This is a genomic window from Pseudoclavibacter sp. VKM Ac-2888, assembly GCF_015351285.1.
Classification (GTDB): domain Bacteria; phylum Actinomycetota; class Actinomycetes; order Actinomycetales; family Microbacteriaceae; genus Pseudoclavibacter.
Map to the genome: position 1 here is coordinate 391,287 of NZ_JADKSM010000002.1, position 13,868 is coordinate 405,154.

General features: G+C 68.5%; 15 protein-coding genes. 13 read left to right on the plus strand and 2 right to left on the minus strand.

Features of this window, described 5'->3' with window-relative positions; translation table 11 throughout:
* Position 1 precedes the first annotated feature (1 nt).
* Positions 2-913 (plus strand): tRNA (adenosine(37)-N6)-dimethylallyltransferase MiaA, encoded by a 912-nt coding sequence (miaA, locus tag ITJ61_RS17165; protein WP_323744401.1) that lies wholly within the window; start codon positions 2-4, stop codon positions 911-913.
* Positions 914-968: 55 nt separating this feature from the next.
* Positions 969-1,880, plus strand: coding sequence for a diaminopimelate epimerase (dapF, locus tag ITJ61_RS17170; RefSeq protein WP_194686936.1), 912 nt, complete (start codon positions 969-971; stop codon positions 1,878-1,880).
* On the opposite strand, the gene ITJ61_RS17175 is transcribed toward dapF, so the two are convergent.
* Positions 1,849-2,460, minus strand: a complete 612-nt coding sequence (locus tag ITJ61_RS17175; RefSeq protein ID WP_194686937.1) for a class I SAM-dependent methyltransferase — start codon at positions 2,458-2,460, stop codon at positions 1,849-1,851. The genes dapF and ITJ61_RS17175 overlap by 32 nt on opposite strands.
* Positions 2,461-2,496: 36 nt before the next feature.
* Between ITJ61_RS17175 and hflX the strand changes: the two genes are divergently transcribed.
* Positions 2,497-4,023 (plus strand): GTPase HflX, encoded by a 1,527-nt coding sequence (gene hflX, locus ITJ61_RS17180; protein ID WP_194686938.1) that lies wholly within the window; start codon positions 2,497-2,499, stop codon positions 4,021-4,023.
* 113 nt (positions 4,024-4,136) lie between these two features.
* Here the strand turns inward: hflX and lexA are convergent, their stop codons facing one another.
* Entirely contained in the window at positions 4,137-4,790 is a 654-nt protein-coding gene (lexA, locus tag ITJ61_RS17185; protein ID WP_104240877.1) for a transcriptional repressor LexA, read from the minus strand.
* A 225-nt stretch (positions 4,791-5,015) separates the two neighbouring features.
* Here lexA and ITJ61_RS17190 point away from each other — a divergent pair, with 225 nt between their 5' ends.
* From ITJ61_RS17190 to ITJ61_RS17235, 10 genes are all read left to right on the plus strand, one after another.
* Positions 5,016-5,333, plus strand: a complete 318-nt coding sequence (locus ITJ61_RS17190; RefSeq protein WP_104240878.1) for a LysM peptidoglycan-binding domain-containing protein — start codon at positions 5,016-5,018, stop codon at positions 5,331-5,333.
* A 45-nt stretch (positions 5,334-5,378) separates the two neighbouring features.
* A complete protein-coding gene (locus tag ITJ61_RS17195; RefSeq protein WP_194686939.1) occupies positions 5,379-6,467 on the plus strand; it encodes a histidinol-phosphate transaminase in 1,089 nt (362 codons plus the stop codon).
* Positions 6,468-6,476: 9 nt separating this feature from the next.
* Positions 6,477-7,085 (plus strand): imidazoleglycerol-phosphate dehydratase HisB, encoded by a 609-nt coding sequence (hisB, locus tag ITJ61_RS17200; RefSeq protein WP_194686940.1) that lies wholly within the window; start codon positions 6,477-6,479, stop codon positions 7,083-7,085.
* Positions 7,082-7,735 carry an imidazole glycerol phosphate synthase subunit HisH gene (hisH, locus tag ITJ61_RS17205; RefSeq protein WP_194686941.1) on the plus strand — a complete coding sequence of 218 codons (654 nt, stop codon included), beginning with the start codon at positions 7,082-7,084 and terminating at the stop codon, positions 7,733-7,735. Before hisB ends, hisH begins: the two co-directional genes overlap by 4 nt.
* Before the next feature lie 121 nt (positions 7,736-7,856).
* Complete coding sequence (priA, locus tag ITJ61_RS17210) at positions 7,857-8,600, plus strand: bifunctional 1-(5-phosphoribosyl)-5-((5-phosphoribosylamino)methylideneamino)imidazole-4-carboxamide isomerase/phosphoribosylanthranilate isomerase PriA (RefSeq protein ID WP_194686942.1); 744 nt, start codon at positions 7,857-7,859, stop codon at positions 8,598-8,600.
* Positions 8,601-8,617: 17 nt separating this feature from the next.
* The gene (locus ITJ61_RS17215) at positions 8,618-9,463 is read left to right on the plus strand and encodes an SseB family protein (RefSeq protein WP_104306368.1); all 846 of its coding nucleotides are present in this window, start codon (positions 8,618-8,620) and stop codon (positions 9,461-9,463) included.
* A 108-nt stretch (positions 9,464-9,571) separates the two neighbouring features.
* Positions 9,572-10,693, plus strand: a complete 1,122-nt coding sequence (locus tag ITJ61_RS17220) for a polyprenyl synthetase family protein (RefSeq protein ID WP_104298970.1) — start codon at positions 9,572-9,574, stop codon at positions 10,691-10,693.
* Positions 10,690-11,559: a phytoene/squalene synthase family protein gene (locus tag ITJ61_RS17225; RefSeq protein WP_104240885.1), complete on the plus strand. Its 870-nt coding sequence runs from the start codon at positions 10,690-10,692 to the stop codon at positions 11,557-11,559. The genes ITJ61_RS17220 and ITJ61_RS17225 overlap by 4 nt, the downstream gene beginning before the upstream one ends.
* Positions 11,556-13,124 carry a phytoene desaturase family protein gene (crtI, locus tag ITJ61_RS17230; RefSeq protein WP_104298972.1) on the plus strand — a complete coding sequence of 523 codons (1,569 nt, stop codon included), beginning with the start codon at positions 11,556-11,558 and terminating at the stop codon, positions 13,122-13,124. The genes ITJ61_RS17225 and crtI overlap by 4 nt, the downstream gene beginning before the upstream one ends.
* The gene (locus ITJ61_RS17235) at positions 13,121-13,813 is read left to right on the plus strand and encodes a monooxygenase (RefSeq protein WP_104240887.1); all 693 of its coding nucleotides are present in this window, start codon (positions 13,121-13,123) and stop codon (positions 13,811-13,813) included. Before crtI ends, ITJ61_RS17235 begins: the two co-directional genes overlap by 4 nt.
* Positions 13,814-13,868: the final 55 nt, after the last annotated feature.

Genomic DNA, 13,868 nt, shown 5'->3' on the forward strand with positions numbered 1-13,868 from the left:
CGTGTTCATCGCCATCGGGGGAGCAACCGGCACGGGGAAGTCGCAGCTGTCGCTGGACATCGCCGCCCGCCTGCGCGCCTCCGGGCGCGGAGCTCAGGTCATCAACGCCGACGCCATGCAGCTCTATCGGGGCATGGATGTCGGAACCGCCAAGCTCGCGCCCGGAGACCGTGAGGGGGTGCCGCATCACCTGCTCGACGTGCTCGATGTCACGGAAGACGCGAGTGTCGCCTGGTATCAGGAGCAGGCTCGAGGGCTGGTCGAGGAGATCGAGGCCGAGGGAGATGTGCCCATCCTCGTCGGGGGCTCTGGGCTCTACATCGCGGCCGTCTGCTTCGATCTGCGCTTTCCAGGGACCGACCCCGCCGTGCGAGCCGAGCTCGAGGCGGAGCTGCAGCTCGAGGGTCCCGGTCCGCTCTTCGCGCGGCTCCGTGCACTCGACCCCCAGGCCGCGGCCACCATCGACGCGCGCAACGGACGGCGCCTCGTACGGGCGCTCGAGGTGATCGAGGTCACGGGGGAGCCGTTCAGCGCTCAGCTGCCTGACCAGGAAGCCAGATGGCGGGACGTGACGTTCGCCGTCGTCGAAGAGCACCGGGAGGTGCTCACCCCCAGGCTCGACGCCCGCGTCGAGCGCATGTGGGAGTCGGGGCTGCTGGAGGAGACGCAGGCGCTTGCCGAGGCCGGGCTGGAGCAGGGCGGCACCGCCAAGCGCGCGATCGGGTACCAGCAGGCACTCGCGGAGCTTCGGGGCGAGATGAGCCGTGCTGAGGCGATCGCGGAGGCGCAGCTCTTGACCCGGAAGTACGCCAGGCGCCAGGTCTCCTGGTTCCGACGCTACGAGAGCGCGGTCCGCGCCCAGAGCGGGGAGGGGTTCGCGGCGCAGCGCATCCTCCAGGCCGCCGGACTCTGACCGGGAGACCACGCACGGCGCACACGGGGATCGAGAGTTCCGTAGCATTGGCCCCATGACACAACTCGCGTTCACCAAGGCGCAGGCCACCGGCAACGACTTCGTCCTCGTCTCCGACCCGGACGGGGAGCTGGACCTCGGGCCTCAGCGCGTGGCGCGGCTGTGCGATCGCAATTTCGGTGTCGGCGCAGACGGTCTCATCCGAGCGGTTCGCTCGCAGAACCTCGCTGAAGGGCGCGAGCTGCAGGCAGCCCACCCCCTGGCCGAATGGTTCATGGACTACCGCAACGGCGACGGATCGATCGCGGAGATGTGCGGCAACGGGGTGCGCGCGTTCGCGCGCTTCCTCACGGAAACAGGGCTGGTGACCCTTGAGGCGGGTGAGCGGCTGGAGATCGGCACGCGTGCCGGTCTGCGGGTCGTCGAGCGAGACGGCACGGGCTTCAAGGTCGACATGGGGCCGTGGCGCCTCGAAGGTGGCGAGCCGCTCGTCACCGTCCCGCACATCGGCGTCTCACGCCCGGGGCTCGGGATCGACGTCGGAAACCCTCACGTCGTCGTCGCGCTCTCGAGCGAGGAAGAGCTCGAGCGGCTCGAGCTCTTCCATGCACCGCTCATCGATCCAGCCCCTGAGCTGGGAGCCAACGTCGAGTTCGTCGTCCCGCACGACCAGCTCGTGCAGGACGGCGTCGGGCACATCCGGATGCGCGTGCACGAGCGGGGCGTCGGCGAGACTCTCTCCTGCGGCACCGGGGCCGTCGCGTCAGCACTGGCGGTTCGCTACTGGGCGGGCGCTGGCGCGCCGGATGCCTGGTCGGTCGGTGTGCCGGGTGGCGTGCTGCAGGTGACGGTCGGAGCTGTCGACGGCGTCGAGCATGTCTTCCTGGCGGGGCCGGCCGAGATCGCCTTCACGGGCAGTATCGAGGACGAGCTCGCTAGCGAATTCGCCTCACCCGCAGCACTCTGAAGCCCGCGTCCGTCGAGTGCCGCTCGACGGACAGCTCTGGTCCGAACTGCGCCGCGATCCAGGACTGCAGTGAGTCGCCGCCGAGCTTCTTGGCGACGACGAGCCAGGCTTCTCCCTCGGTGCTGAGGCGCGGCAGCCACGCGGAGAGCAGCTCGTGCAGGGCCTCTTTGCCGATTCGGATGGGCGGGTTCGACCAGATGAGGTCGAAGGTCGTGTCCTCGGGGACGTCCTCGGGGCGTGTCGGCGTGATGTTGTCGAGTCCGAGGGCCTGCGCGTTCTCACCGGTGAGCAGCAGCGCCCGTTCGTTGACGTCGACGGCCCGCACGTCCAGTTCGGGCGACTCGAGTGCGAGTGCGAGCGCGATCGGTCCCCAGCCGCACCCGAGGTCCAGCGCGGTTCCGGTCGAGGGCGGCGGGGGTGCTGCGTGCAGGAGCGCCTGGGTGCCGCGGTCCACGTGCTCAGGGCTGAAGGTACCGCCTGCCGTGATGACGGTCACCGTTCGGCCCCGGAGGTTGGCGACGACGCGTCGCCGCTCGAGAGGCCCGTCCGGGGTTGCTGAGAAGTAATGCTGAGCGGTCACCCCTAGACGCTAGCACCGGCGTAGAATAGTACGAATATGCGAGATTCTGAGACTCCTCCAGGCGAGAGCAACGACGCGATCGACCGAATCCTCCGAGCCGCGAAGGAACCGGGCGCCACGATGACCCTGTTCTCCTCCGGCAGAGCGCAGGCGCTGCAGGACGGCGCCAGCACGAGCTATGACGGCGAGGCCGACGGCGACCAGCTCGAACGAGAAGCCAGGCAGTCGCTGCGACGAGTCGAGAGCCTGCGAACGGAACTCGAGGACGTCACCGAGGTCGAGTACCGCAAGGTGCGCCTCGAGCGGGTCGTGCTCGTCGGCGTCTACCGCAGGAACTCTCTCGAGGAGGCCGAGAACTCGATGCAGGAGCTGGCCGCACTCGCCGAGACTGCGGGAGCCGTCGTCCTCGACGGCGTGCTGCAGCGTCGGCCGAACCCCGACCCCGCCACGTACCTCGGCCGAGGCAAGGTCGCTGAGCTCAAGGAGATCGTCGCGGCGCTCGAAGCCGACACGGTGGTCGCCGACACCGAGCTCGCGCCCAGCCAGCGTCGCGCGCTCGAAGACGAGATCAAGGTGAAGGTCATCGACCGCACCGCGGTGATCCTCGACATCTTCTCCCAGCACGCCAAGAGCCGCGAGGGCAAGGCGCAGGTCGAGCTGGCGCAGATGGAGTACATGCTCCCGCGCCTTCGCGGATGGGGCGAGTCGATGTCCCGGCAGGCCGGTGGCCAGGTCGGCTCCGGCGGTGCCGGCATGGGGTCACGAGGCCCTGGAGAGACCAAGATCGAGCTCGACCGTCGGCGCATCCGCACGAAGATGGCCAAGCTTCGCCACCAGATCGCCGACATGAAGGATTCGCGTGACGTGAAGCGCGCGACCCGACAGCGCAACCAGGTTCCGGCCGTCGCGATCGTGGGGTACACGAACGCCGGCAAGTCGAGCCTCCTCAACCGCATCACGCATGCGGGCGTCCTGGTCGAGAACGTTCTCTTCGCGACCCTCGACGCGACGGTGCGCAAGGCGGCGACGGAAGACGGCCGCCCCTACACGATTGCCGACACGGTCGGCTTCGTGCGCAACCTGCCCCACCAGCTGGTCGAAGCCTTCCGCTCGACGCTCGAGGAGCTGCAGGCTGCCGATGTCATCGTGCATGCCGTCGATGCCTCCCACCCGGATCCCGCCGCGCAGCTCGCCACGGTGCGAGACGTCATCGGAGAGGTCGAAGCCCACGATGTTCCCGAGATCGTGGTCTTCACGAAGGCCGACCTGGTCGATGGCGATCGACGCCTCGAGCTCCAGGGGCTCGCCCCCGACGGCCTCTTCGTCTCCGCGCACACGGGTGAGGGCATCGACCTGCTGCTCGGGCGCATCGCCGAGCTCCTGCCAACCCCCGAGGTGACCATCGAGGTCCTTGTGCCCTTCGAGCGCGGCGATCTGGTCTCCTACCTGCACGAGCGAGGTGCCGTGCTCGAGCTCGAGCACGTGGAGAGCGGCACGCGGCTCAAGGCCCGGGTCCACCCCGACCAGCTCGGACTGTTCGAGGCGTTCGCGGTCGCAGGCTGACGCACACGCATCAGTCCTCCTGAGGGAGGCATGCAGAAGAGCGGCGAGCCCATCGGGCTCGCTGCTCTTCTGCATCTGCTGACGTGTGCAGGCGCCGGTGCTTCCGGCTGCTCTCAGATGGAGCGGAGGACAGCGACGACCTTGCCGAGGATCTCGGACTCATCGCCGAGGATGGGCTCGAAGTCGCTGTTGCGGGGGAGCAGCCAGATGTGGCCGTCACGCTTGCGGAAGGTCTTGACCGTGGCTTCTCCATCGAGCATCGCGGCGACGATGTCGCCGTTCTCCGCGTTGCGCTGTGACCGCACGACGACCCAGTCGCCGTCGCAGATGGCAGCATCGATCATCGACTCGCCAACGACACGGAGCAGGAAGAGCTCTCCCTTGCCGACGATCTGACGGGGGAGCGCGAAGACGTCTTCGACCTGCTGCTCCGCCGTGATCGGGATGCCGGCTGCGATCCTGCCGACCACCGGGACGAACGCGGCCTCAGCCGTCTCGTTGGAATCGCCATCGTCGGTGTGGTCGAAGTGCACCAGCACCTCGAGGGCGCGGGGCATGCCCGGATTGCGCTTGATGTAGCCGAACTTCTCCAGCTGGCCGAGCTGGTGGGTGACGCTCGACAAGGAGACGAGGCCGACTTCGTCGCCGATCTCGCGCATGCTCGGCGGGTACCCGCGCGTGCGCACCGACTCCATGATGCAGGTCAGGATGCGCTCCTGCTTCTCGGTCAGTTTTCTGTAGATGTCGCTCGCTGGCTTCTTGGCCATGTCGTCTCCGTCCGCTCTCCGACACGGAATGTCGGTGGCAGGTGATGCACTGCCTGATAGCGCCAACCCTACCGAGGGTGCACGCAGGTACGAAACATTTCTTCGAGTGTTGTGGATGAAAGTTCGAGAGATTCGAACTGGAAGCCTTGACTTGGCACTTTGTTCGTAGCTATATTCAGTACATACATTCGACCACTCGAAGATGTGGACGAATCAGGAGGAATCATGAACACCACTGCCGTTGCACCACTCCGCCTCACCGTCCGAGGCCGTCGTGTCCTGCTCGCCATCGCTGCGCTGCCCGTCGCCGCAGCCATCGCCCTCGGGGCCACGCACATGAACTCCGCGGCGGCCTCGAGCGACGCCGCAGGCGTCGAGTTCGAGTACGTCACCGTCGGCGCTGGCGACACGCTCTGGGGCATCGCCGAGGAAGTCGCGGGCGATTCCGATATCCGCGACGTCATCGTCGAGATCTCCAAGCTCAACGCTCTTGAGAACGGCACGGTTCAGGCCGGGCAGCGACTCGCCCTCCCACTCGACTGAGTCCACAGCCCATTCCAGGCGCAGACCGCGTCGTAGGCTTGTGCGGTGACCTCGTTCGAAGACCTGCCCATCCGTGACGACCTCCGCGGACTCACCCCCTACGGAGCGCCGCAGCAGCCGGTGCGCGTTGCCATCAACGTCAACGAGAATCCGCACCCCGTGCCGGAGGTCGTGGCCAGGCGAATCATCGAGGCGATCGCCCGCGAGCTCCCCGGACTCAATCGCTACCCGGACCGCGAGTTCACGAAGTTGCGCGAGCAGCTGAGCGTCTACCTGGGCCGGGGCATCGGTCCCGAGCAGGTGTGGGCCGCCAACGGCTCGAACGAGATCATGCAGCAGCTGCTGCAGGTCTTCGGTGGCCCCGGGCGCAGCGTGCTCAGCTTCACACCCAGCTACTCGATGTACCCCCTTCTCGCCAGAGGGGTTGGGTCCGAGTGGATTCCGGTGCCACGCGCTGACGGCTTCGCGCTGACCGCGGACCTCGTCACGGAGGCACTTCGTCGAGAGCGCCCCGACATCACCATCATCTGCACGCCGAACAACCCCACGGGCACCGTCACCGATCTCGACGTGATCGCGGCTGCGTACGACGCGACCGACGGCATCCTGATCGTCGATGAGGCCTACGCCGAGTTCCTCCCTGATGGTCGGGAGACCGCGCTCTCCCTTCTCCCGGGTCGCGAGCGGCTCGTGGTCTCGAGGACCATGAGCAAGGCGTTCGCCTTCGCTGGCGCCCGCGTCGGGTACTTCGCGGCTCACGAGGCCGTCGTCGACGCCGTCCGACTCGTTCGGCTGCCGTACCACCTGTCCGCGATCACCCAGGCCGCCGCGACCGCAGCGCTCGAGTGCTCGGAGATCATGCTCCAGCAGGTCGACGCCATCCGCGAGCAGCGCGACCGCCTGCTGGTGGAGCTGCCCCGTCTTGGCTACACGCCGTGGGAGTCTGGCGCGAACTTCGTGCTGTTCGGCGACGTCGCGGATCCCGCGGCTACGTTCCAGCAGCTCCTCGACCGCGACATCCTTGTGCGGGATGTCGGCATCCCGAACGCGCTTCGGGTGACCGCCGGGACGCGCGCGGAGACGAGCGCGTTCCTGGCCGCACTCGCCGAGATCACCGATGCAGGGAAGGCCTAGGCTGGAGCGATGACCACGACGCCACGCACCGCGACCATCTCACGCGCGACGAGCGAGTCCTCGATTGAGCTGAGCCTGAACCTCGACGGGACCGGCATCGCCGACATCCAGACGTCGGTTCCGTTCTATGACCACATGCTGAATGCCTTCGCGAAGCACTCGCTGACCGATCTCACGATCCGTGCGACGGGTGACACGGAGATCGACGTGCACCACACGGTCGAGGACACGGCGATCGTGCTCGGTCAGGCGATCCGCCAGGCCCTCGGCGACAAGTCGGGCATCGCGCGCTACGGCGATGCGAGGGTGCCGCTCGATGAGTCGCTCGCCGAAGCCGTCGTCGACATCTCGGGGCGTCCGTTCCTCGTGCACACCGGGGAGCCGGAGGCCTTCATCTACCACCTCATCGGCGGGCACTTCACGGGCGCGATGGTGCGTCACGTCTTCGAGGCGATCACGTTCCACGCCGGTCTGACGGTGCACGTCGAGGTCATCCGCGGGCGCGACCCGCACCACATCGCCGAAGCGGAGTTCAAGGCGTTCGCCCGTGCGTTCCGCGCGGCCAAGCGACTCGACCCGGAGGTCGTGGGCATTCCTTCGACCAAGGGCGCGCTGTGACTTCAGTCGCACGTCCGCGGGTGGTCGTCGCTGACTACGGCTCGGGCAACGTTCACTCGGCCGTGAAGGCGCTCGAAGCGGCTGGTGCTGAGGTCGAGCTGACGGCCGACCGCGCTGCCGCCGCCGACGCCGACGGCTACGTCGTGCCAGGTGTCGGGAGCTTCGCTCACGTCATGGAGGCCATCAATCGTCAGCGCATCGGGGAGATCGTCGGCCGGCGCCTTGCAGGGGGGCGCCCCGTGCTCGGCATCTGCGTCGGCATGCAGATCTTCTTCGACGGCGGCATCGAGGGTGGCAGGCGAGCCGAAGGTCTGGGCGAATGGCCGGGCGAGGTGACCGAACTGCGGGCAGAGGTCCTTCCGCACATGGGATGGAACCTCGTCGACCCCCCGGCGGACTCGAAGCTCTTCGCCGGCATTGCTCGGGAGCGCTTCTACTTCGTGCACTCGTACGCGGCGCATGAGCTCCCGCTCGACCCGCATCCGAAGGCCCGCCCGGTGCTCGTGACCCATGCCGAGCACGGCGAGCGCTTCATCGCGGCAATCGAGAACGGCCCGTTGTCGGCGACGCAGTTCCACCCGGAGAAGTCCGGCGAGGCTGGCGTGCGCCTGCTTCGGAACTGGATCGAGACGCTGCCGAAGCGCGCCTAGTGCTGCTGCATCGGCGCGCTGCACCGCCGCCTGCCGATACGCTATTGCCCGGACTGCCAGGGCATCCCCTTTCGGCGTCGATGCCCCGGCGCCTCAGAACGAGAACAAGGAACCTACGCGCGTGAGCGAATTCAACACGTCACCGGAGCTCGTGCTCTTCCCCGCAATCGACCTCGCCGGCGGCAAGGCGGTTCGTCTGGTTCAGGGCGAGGCTGACTCCGCCACGAACTACGGCGATCCTGTGGATGCGGCGGAGGACTGGATCGAGCAGGGTGCGGAGTGGATCCACCTCGTGGACCTCGACGCGGCCTTCGGGCGCGGGGAGAACCGCAGTGTCATCAAGCGCGTCATCCGGGCGGCCAAGCACGTCAATGTGGAGCTGTCCGGCGGGATCCGTGACGACGAGTCCCTCGAGCGTGCGGTGGACGCCGGTGCGCGCCGCATCAACCTCGGCACCGCCGCGCTCGAGAATCCGGAGTGGGCGGCGAACGTCATCGCTCGCTACGGCGAGCTCATCGCCGTCGGCCTCGACGTGCGTGGCACCACGCTCGCGGCTCGCGGCTGGACGCGCGATGCTGGTGACCTCTGGTCGGTACTCGAACGGCTCGAGGAGGCCGGTTGCGCACGTTACGTCGTGACCGACGTGACGAAGGACGGCACCCTCCAGGGCCCGAACCTCCAGCTCCTCAGCGACATCCTCGACCGGACCGACCGTCCCGTCGTCGCCTCTGGCGGCGTTTCGAGTCTCGACGACATCGCGGCGCTGCGTGGCCTCGTGCCGCAGGGCCTCGAGGGCGCGATCGTCGGCAAGGCGCTCTACTCGGGGGCCTTCACGCTCGTCGAAGCGCTCGACGTCGCATCCTGACTCGAGAGGTCTGACCCATGCCGTCGCTGCCAGAGCATTTCCAGCCCAGCAAGGCCGACTCTGCTGGCCAGAGCTGGTCTGGGCGGAGCTTCGGCGACAACCCGTTCCGCGACGACGACGGCACGGCGCCGGCGCAGTTCGTCGCGGCGATCCGGCGCTTCCGGGCTCGGGAGGTGGGTCCCGACGCGGTGGTCGACGCATTGCGTCAGGCTCGCGTGCTGATCCCGCTCGTGGCGAAGCTGGGCGAAGCCGATGTCAACACGCAGGGTGTGACCGTCGACAAGAGCGCTGATCTTTCCATCGTGACGGTCGCCGGCCCAGACGGTCGCACCGTCCTGCCCGTGTTCACCTCGGCGGAGGCGATGAGGGTCTGGAATCCCAAGGCTCGGCCGGTGCCTGCGCTCATGCAGCGGGCGGCCATCTCGGCGGCTGCCGAGGGCAGCGACCTCATCGTGGTTGATCCGACGAGCGAGACGGAGTTCGTCGTCCGCCGTCCGGCCGTGTGGGCGATCGCGCAGGAGCAGGGCTGGGCGGCCCCGTGGGTGAACCCGGTTGTCACGGCTGAGCTGTCGAGGGTGATGGCAGAGCTCGACGAGGTGCTTGGCATGGATCTCGTGCCCGGCGATCCGGAGGCTCGCCTGGCTGGGCCCGAGCTGCGTGTGGTGCTCCACGTCGGTGGTGACGCTGGCCGCGAGGAGCTCGCGGATCTGTCCCGCCGAGCCAGCGAGCTGCTGCAGGGGAGCGAGGCGTTCCGCACAGAGGTCGACTCGCTCGGCATCTCGTTCGCGCGGGCCAGCACTGCTGCTTCGAGCGACGCGGAGAAGCGGCAGCGAGATTCTAAGCGCTCGTGGTGGAGGCGCTGAGGGGATTGACCAGGCGCGGCAACTCGGGGAAGGCTTGCCTGTACGCTCGAGCAGAAGTAATTAGATACTCTTATTGCTAGCCAACCGAGCTAAAGGGAGTGGTGCCGAGTGATCCGTGAGCCTCTGGCGAGCCCCCGTGGCCAGGGTTCGGACTTCGACCTCGCAGCGCAGCAGCTGCTCGAGGTGAGAAGGCGAATCGAGGAGTTCCTGGCCGGACGAGTCGCTGCCGCGGCCGCGATCGACGAGGGCCTCGCGACGCTGTGGCGCATCACGGCGCGCAGCGCCGAAGGGGGGAAGCTATTCCGCCCCGCGCTGGTCATGCAGGCCTACCTGTCCTACACGGGCGCAGCAGAGGTGCCTGAGTCGGTCATGGAACTGGCAACCGCGACCGAGCTGCTCCACCTCGCGTTCCTGACCCACGACGACGTGATCGACAACGACACCATGCGCAGGGGGGAGCTGAATCTCCTCGGCAGCGTCGAGGAGATCGTGGGAGGACCGGAGTTCGACGACGAGCGCGGCAACCGCCTGGGGCAGGCCGCCGCGATCCTGGTCGGCGACCTCCTGCTCTCCGAAGCGCACCTGAGGGTTGCACGCATCGATCAGCCCCACGCCGTTCGTCTGCGCGTGCTCGATGCCATCGAGCGTGCCCTCGCGGTCTCGGTTGCCGGTGAGTTCAGCGACGTGAGCCTGTCGGTTCGAAGTGACCATCCGGCATTGGCCGAGGTCCTGTCGATGAGCTCGAACAAGACCTCCGCGTACACCGTGCTGCTGCCGCTCGAGCTCGGTCTGATCGCGGCGGGTGCCGAAGGTTCGGTGGATGCGCGTCTCATCGCCCAGTTCTCGGACGCCGCCGGGCTCGCCTTCCAGCTCCAGGACGACCTGTTCGGTGTCTTCGGGGACCAGCACAAGCTCGGGAAGGCGCCGTACTCGGATATCCGGGAGGGCAAGTTCACGGCGCTCATCGCCCTGGCCTGCGGGACCCCGGTCTGGGGTGAGCTCGAGTCGCTGCTCGGCGACCCGATGCTCAGCGAGGCGGATGGCGCGAAGGCGCGCGACCTCATCGACGCGTCGGGCTCGCGCGCCGCTGTCGAGCAGGAGCTCGCGGCCCAGTTCTCGAGGGCACGAGCCGCCGCGAGGGCCGTGGGCGCGTCGGGCCGCGAGGGGGAGCGGAACCTGGCCGAGATGCTGGAGCGTCTGCTGATGCTGCTGGAGAGGCGAACGTCATGATGTCGCCACTCGAGCAGTACACGCGCACCGCGGAGAAGTCCGCGGCGGAGGTCATCTTCGCCTACTCGAGTTCCTTCGGGGCGGCCTCGCGCTTCCTCGGGCGCCGGACGGTCAAGCCGGTGCGCAGCATCTACGCGCTGGTCCGCGTGGCGGACGAGATCGTGGACGGTGTCGGCGCGCTCGCCGGCCTCTCCCTCGAGCAGCAGCACGCGGCGCTCGACGGGCTCGAGGCGCAGACGCTCGAGGCCATCGAGTCAGGCTTCAGCACGAATCTGGTCGTCCACGCGTTCGCGGTGACGGCGCGACGCTGCGGGTTCGGGGCCGAGCTGGTCGTGCCCTTCTTCGCTTCGATGCGCATGGATCTCGAACCTCGCTCGCTCGACGTGGAGGAGCAGCGGCGCTACGTCTACGGTTCCGCGGAGGTGGTGGGGCTGATGTGCGTGCGGGTGTTCCTCACCGGTGTCTCTCGCACCCCGGAGCAGCGGGAGCGCATCGACGCGGCGGCCTGCGCGCTCGGCGCCGCGTTCCAGAACGTGAACTTCCTCCGCGACGTGGGCGATGACGCCGACCGGCTCGGCAGGGACTACCTGCCGGTGGAGGGTCTGGAATCGGCGCCGCTCGACGAGCGGCGCAAGCTCATCTGGCTCGACCGCATCCGCGCCGATCTTGCGACAGCGGAAGCGGGCATCCCGCTGCTTCCGAGGGATTGCCGACGGGGCGTGGCCCTCGCGAGCGCGCTCTTCGCTGCGCTCGCCGACCGCATCGCGGAGACGCCGGCAGACCAGCTGCGCACCACACGCGTGAGAGTTCCCGGCGCCGAGAAGGCGCGCATCGCAGCACGAGTCCTTCTGGAGACACGATCATGAGCACCCGAGCAGTAGTCATCGGCGCCGGAATGGCCGGCCTCGCCACATCGATCCTGCTCGCGCGGGACGGCTTCGCCGTGACGGTGCTCGAGAAGAACGACAGGGTCGGCGGCCGTGCTGGCCTCCTCGAGGTCGACGGCTTCCGCTTCGATACCGGCCCGAGCTGGTACCTGATGCCGAGCGTCTTCGACCACTACTTCGCGCTTGCCGGCACGAGCACCGAGGAGCAGCTGGATCTGCGCATGCTCGACCCCGGCTACCGCGTCTTCCCCGAGCCGGAGCATGCGGGGGGCGCGAGCGAGCCCCTCTCCATCCCCTACGGCCAGGACGCCGTGCGCGAGCTCGTCGCTGAGCTCGAGCCCGAGGCGCTCGGCGCTTTCGACGACTACCTCGAGACCGCGAGACGCGCCATGGACATGGCGGAGGAATCGTTCCTCTACAACACGTTCAAGAACCCGGCCACGCTGCTCGGCGCCCCCGTTCGCCGCGAGCTCCCCGAGCTGCTGACGTGGCTCACGGTCCCGCTCGAGAAGTTCGTGGAGGAGTCGTTCACGCATCCGCTGCTCAGGCAGATCCTCGCCTACCAGGCGGTGTTCCTCGGAACCGACCCGCGCCGCGCTCCGGCGATCTACCACCTCATGAGTCGCATGGATCTCGTCGAGGGCGTGCAGTACCCCATGGGCGGCTTCACCGCCGTGGTGGATGCGCTGCACCGGCTCGCCGTGGACGCCGGCGTCGAGTTCCGGCTCGAGGCCGAGGTCACGGACATCGCCGTGGCGCATGGCTGGAGCCGTGGCGTGCACTGGCGCGACGCTGACGGGCAGCGGCACTTCGAGGACGTGGAGGTCGTCGTCTCCGCCGCTGACCTGCATCACACGGAGACGCGGCTGCTGCCAGAGCGGTACCGCAGCTACCCGGAGCGCGTGTGGAAGCGCACCTCGTCGGGTCCGGGCGCCGTGCTGGTGATGCTCGGCGTCGAGGGCGAGCTGCCCGCCCTGCCGCACCACTCGCTGCTGCTCACGAAGGAGTGGGGGGAGAACTTCGACGCCATCTTCGGCGAGGGCGTCGCCCTGCCCGACCCGGTCTCCGTCTACGTCTGCAAGCCGAGCGCCACGGATTCGGCAGTTGCGCCGGAAGGGCACGAGAACCTGTTCCTGCTCATCCCGGTCAAGGGCGAGGAGAGCATCGGTGGGGGAGGAGCGGATGGGGCGGGAGATGCAGAGGTCGAGCGGATCGCCGATCTCGCGATCTCCCAGCTCGCCGAATGGACGGGAGTCTCCGACCTGGAGCGCCGCATCGTGGTTCGCCGGACGCTCGGCCCCGCCGATTTCGTGCACGACTACAACTCCTGGCGGGGCGGCATCCTCGGCCCGTCGCATGAGCTCGCCCAGTCGGCCATGCTGCGTGCCGGCAACGCGTCCCCGAAGGTCAAGGGGCTCTACTACGCGGGCGCGACCGTCAACCCCGGCGTGGGCGTCCCGATGTGCCTGATCAGCGCCGAGCTGGTGCTCAAGCACGTGCGGGGCGACCGGAGCGCTGGCCCCCTCGAGGTCGACCGCCGGTGACGGTCACCACCGTCCACCTCTGGGGAACCGGCAGCGCGAGCGCCGGCCTCTCGCTGACCGCGAAGACCACGCTGCACCTCCTGGGCCGTCGACGTCCGGAGGGTCTGCGATTCGCGCGTGTCATGGGCACGGCGCGGGCGACGAGCTTCTCCTCGCGCGACGCCGACCTCGGGCATTGGGCGCTGGTCGCCGCCTGGGAGTCGCTCGAGGCTGCGGACGCGTTCGATCGAGGGGCCCTCGTGGGTGCGTGGGACGCACGCTCGCGGGAGCGACTCAGAGTGCGGATGCGCGCCATTCGCTCGGTCGGCCTCTGGGGAGGTCGCGAGCCGTTCGGGCCCGCCGTCGCGGAGGCCGAGGAGGGGCAGCGGGTGGCCGTCATCACGCGGGCGCGGATCCGGGCCTCGTCGGTGCCGCGCTTCACGGGGACCGTGCCACCCATCGCTGCCGAACTCCTCCGCGCGAGGTCGCGCGGTCTCGGTCTCGCGTTCGGGATGGGCGAGCTGCCAGCAGGCCTCCTCGGCACCTTCACCCTCTGGGAGTCCGAGCCGGCGCTTCGCGCCTTCATCAGCGGCGCACCATCGCACAGGGCCGCCATGGCCGACAGCCGAGCGGGCGGATGGTTCGCCGAGGAGCTGTTCGCGCGTTTCGCGGTCGATGCCGTCGAGGGCTGGTCGGCCACGACTGCATGACCTCCCCCGCGAAGAGCGGGCCACCATCCGCCAGAACGTCAGACGACGCAGATCC

Excerpts from the sequence above, each read along its gene's own strand:
- dapF (WP_194686936.1), top strand. The coding sequence starts at position 969 with ATGACACAACTCGCGTTCACCAAGGCGCAGGCCACCGGCAACGACTTC.
- hflX (WP_194686938.1), top strand. The coding sequence starts at position 2,497 with ATGCGAGATTCTGAGACTCCTCCAGGCGAGAGCAACGACGCGATCGAC.
- lexA (WP_104240877.1), bottom strand. The coding sequence starts at position 4,790 with ATGGCCAAGAAGCCAGCGAGCGACATCTACAGAAAACTGACCGAGAAG.
- ITJ61_RS17190 (WP_104240878.1), top strand. The coding sequence starts at position 5,016 with ATGAACACCACTGCCGTTGCACCACTCCGCCTCACCGTCCGAGGCCGT.
- hisB (WP_194686940.1), top strand. The coding sequence starts at position 6,477 with ATGACCACGACGCCACGCACCGCGACCATCTCACGCGCGACGAGCGAG.
- ITJ61_RS17215 (WP_104306368.1), top strand. The coding sequence starts at position 8,618 with ATGCCGTCGCTGCCAGAGCATTTCCAGCCCAGCAAGGCCGACTCTGCT.
- ITJ61_RS17225 (WP_104240885.1), top strand. The coding sequence starts at position 10,690 with ATGATGTCGCCACTCGAGCAGTACACGCGCACCGCGGAGAAGTCCGCG.
- crtI (WP_104298972.1), top strand. The coding sequence starts at position 11,556 with ATGAGCACCCGAGCAGTAGTCATCGGCGCCGGAATGGCCGGCCTCGCC.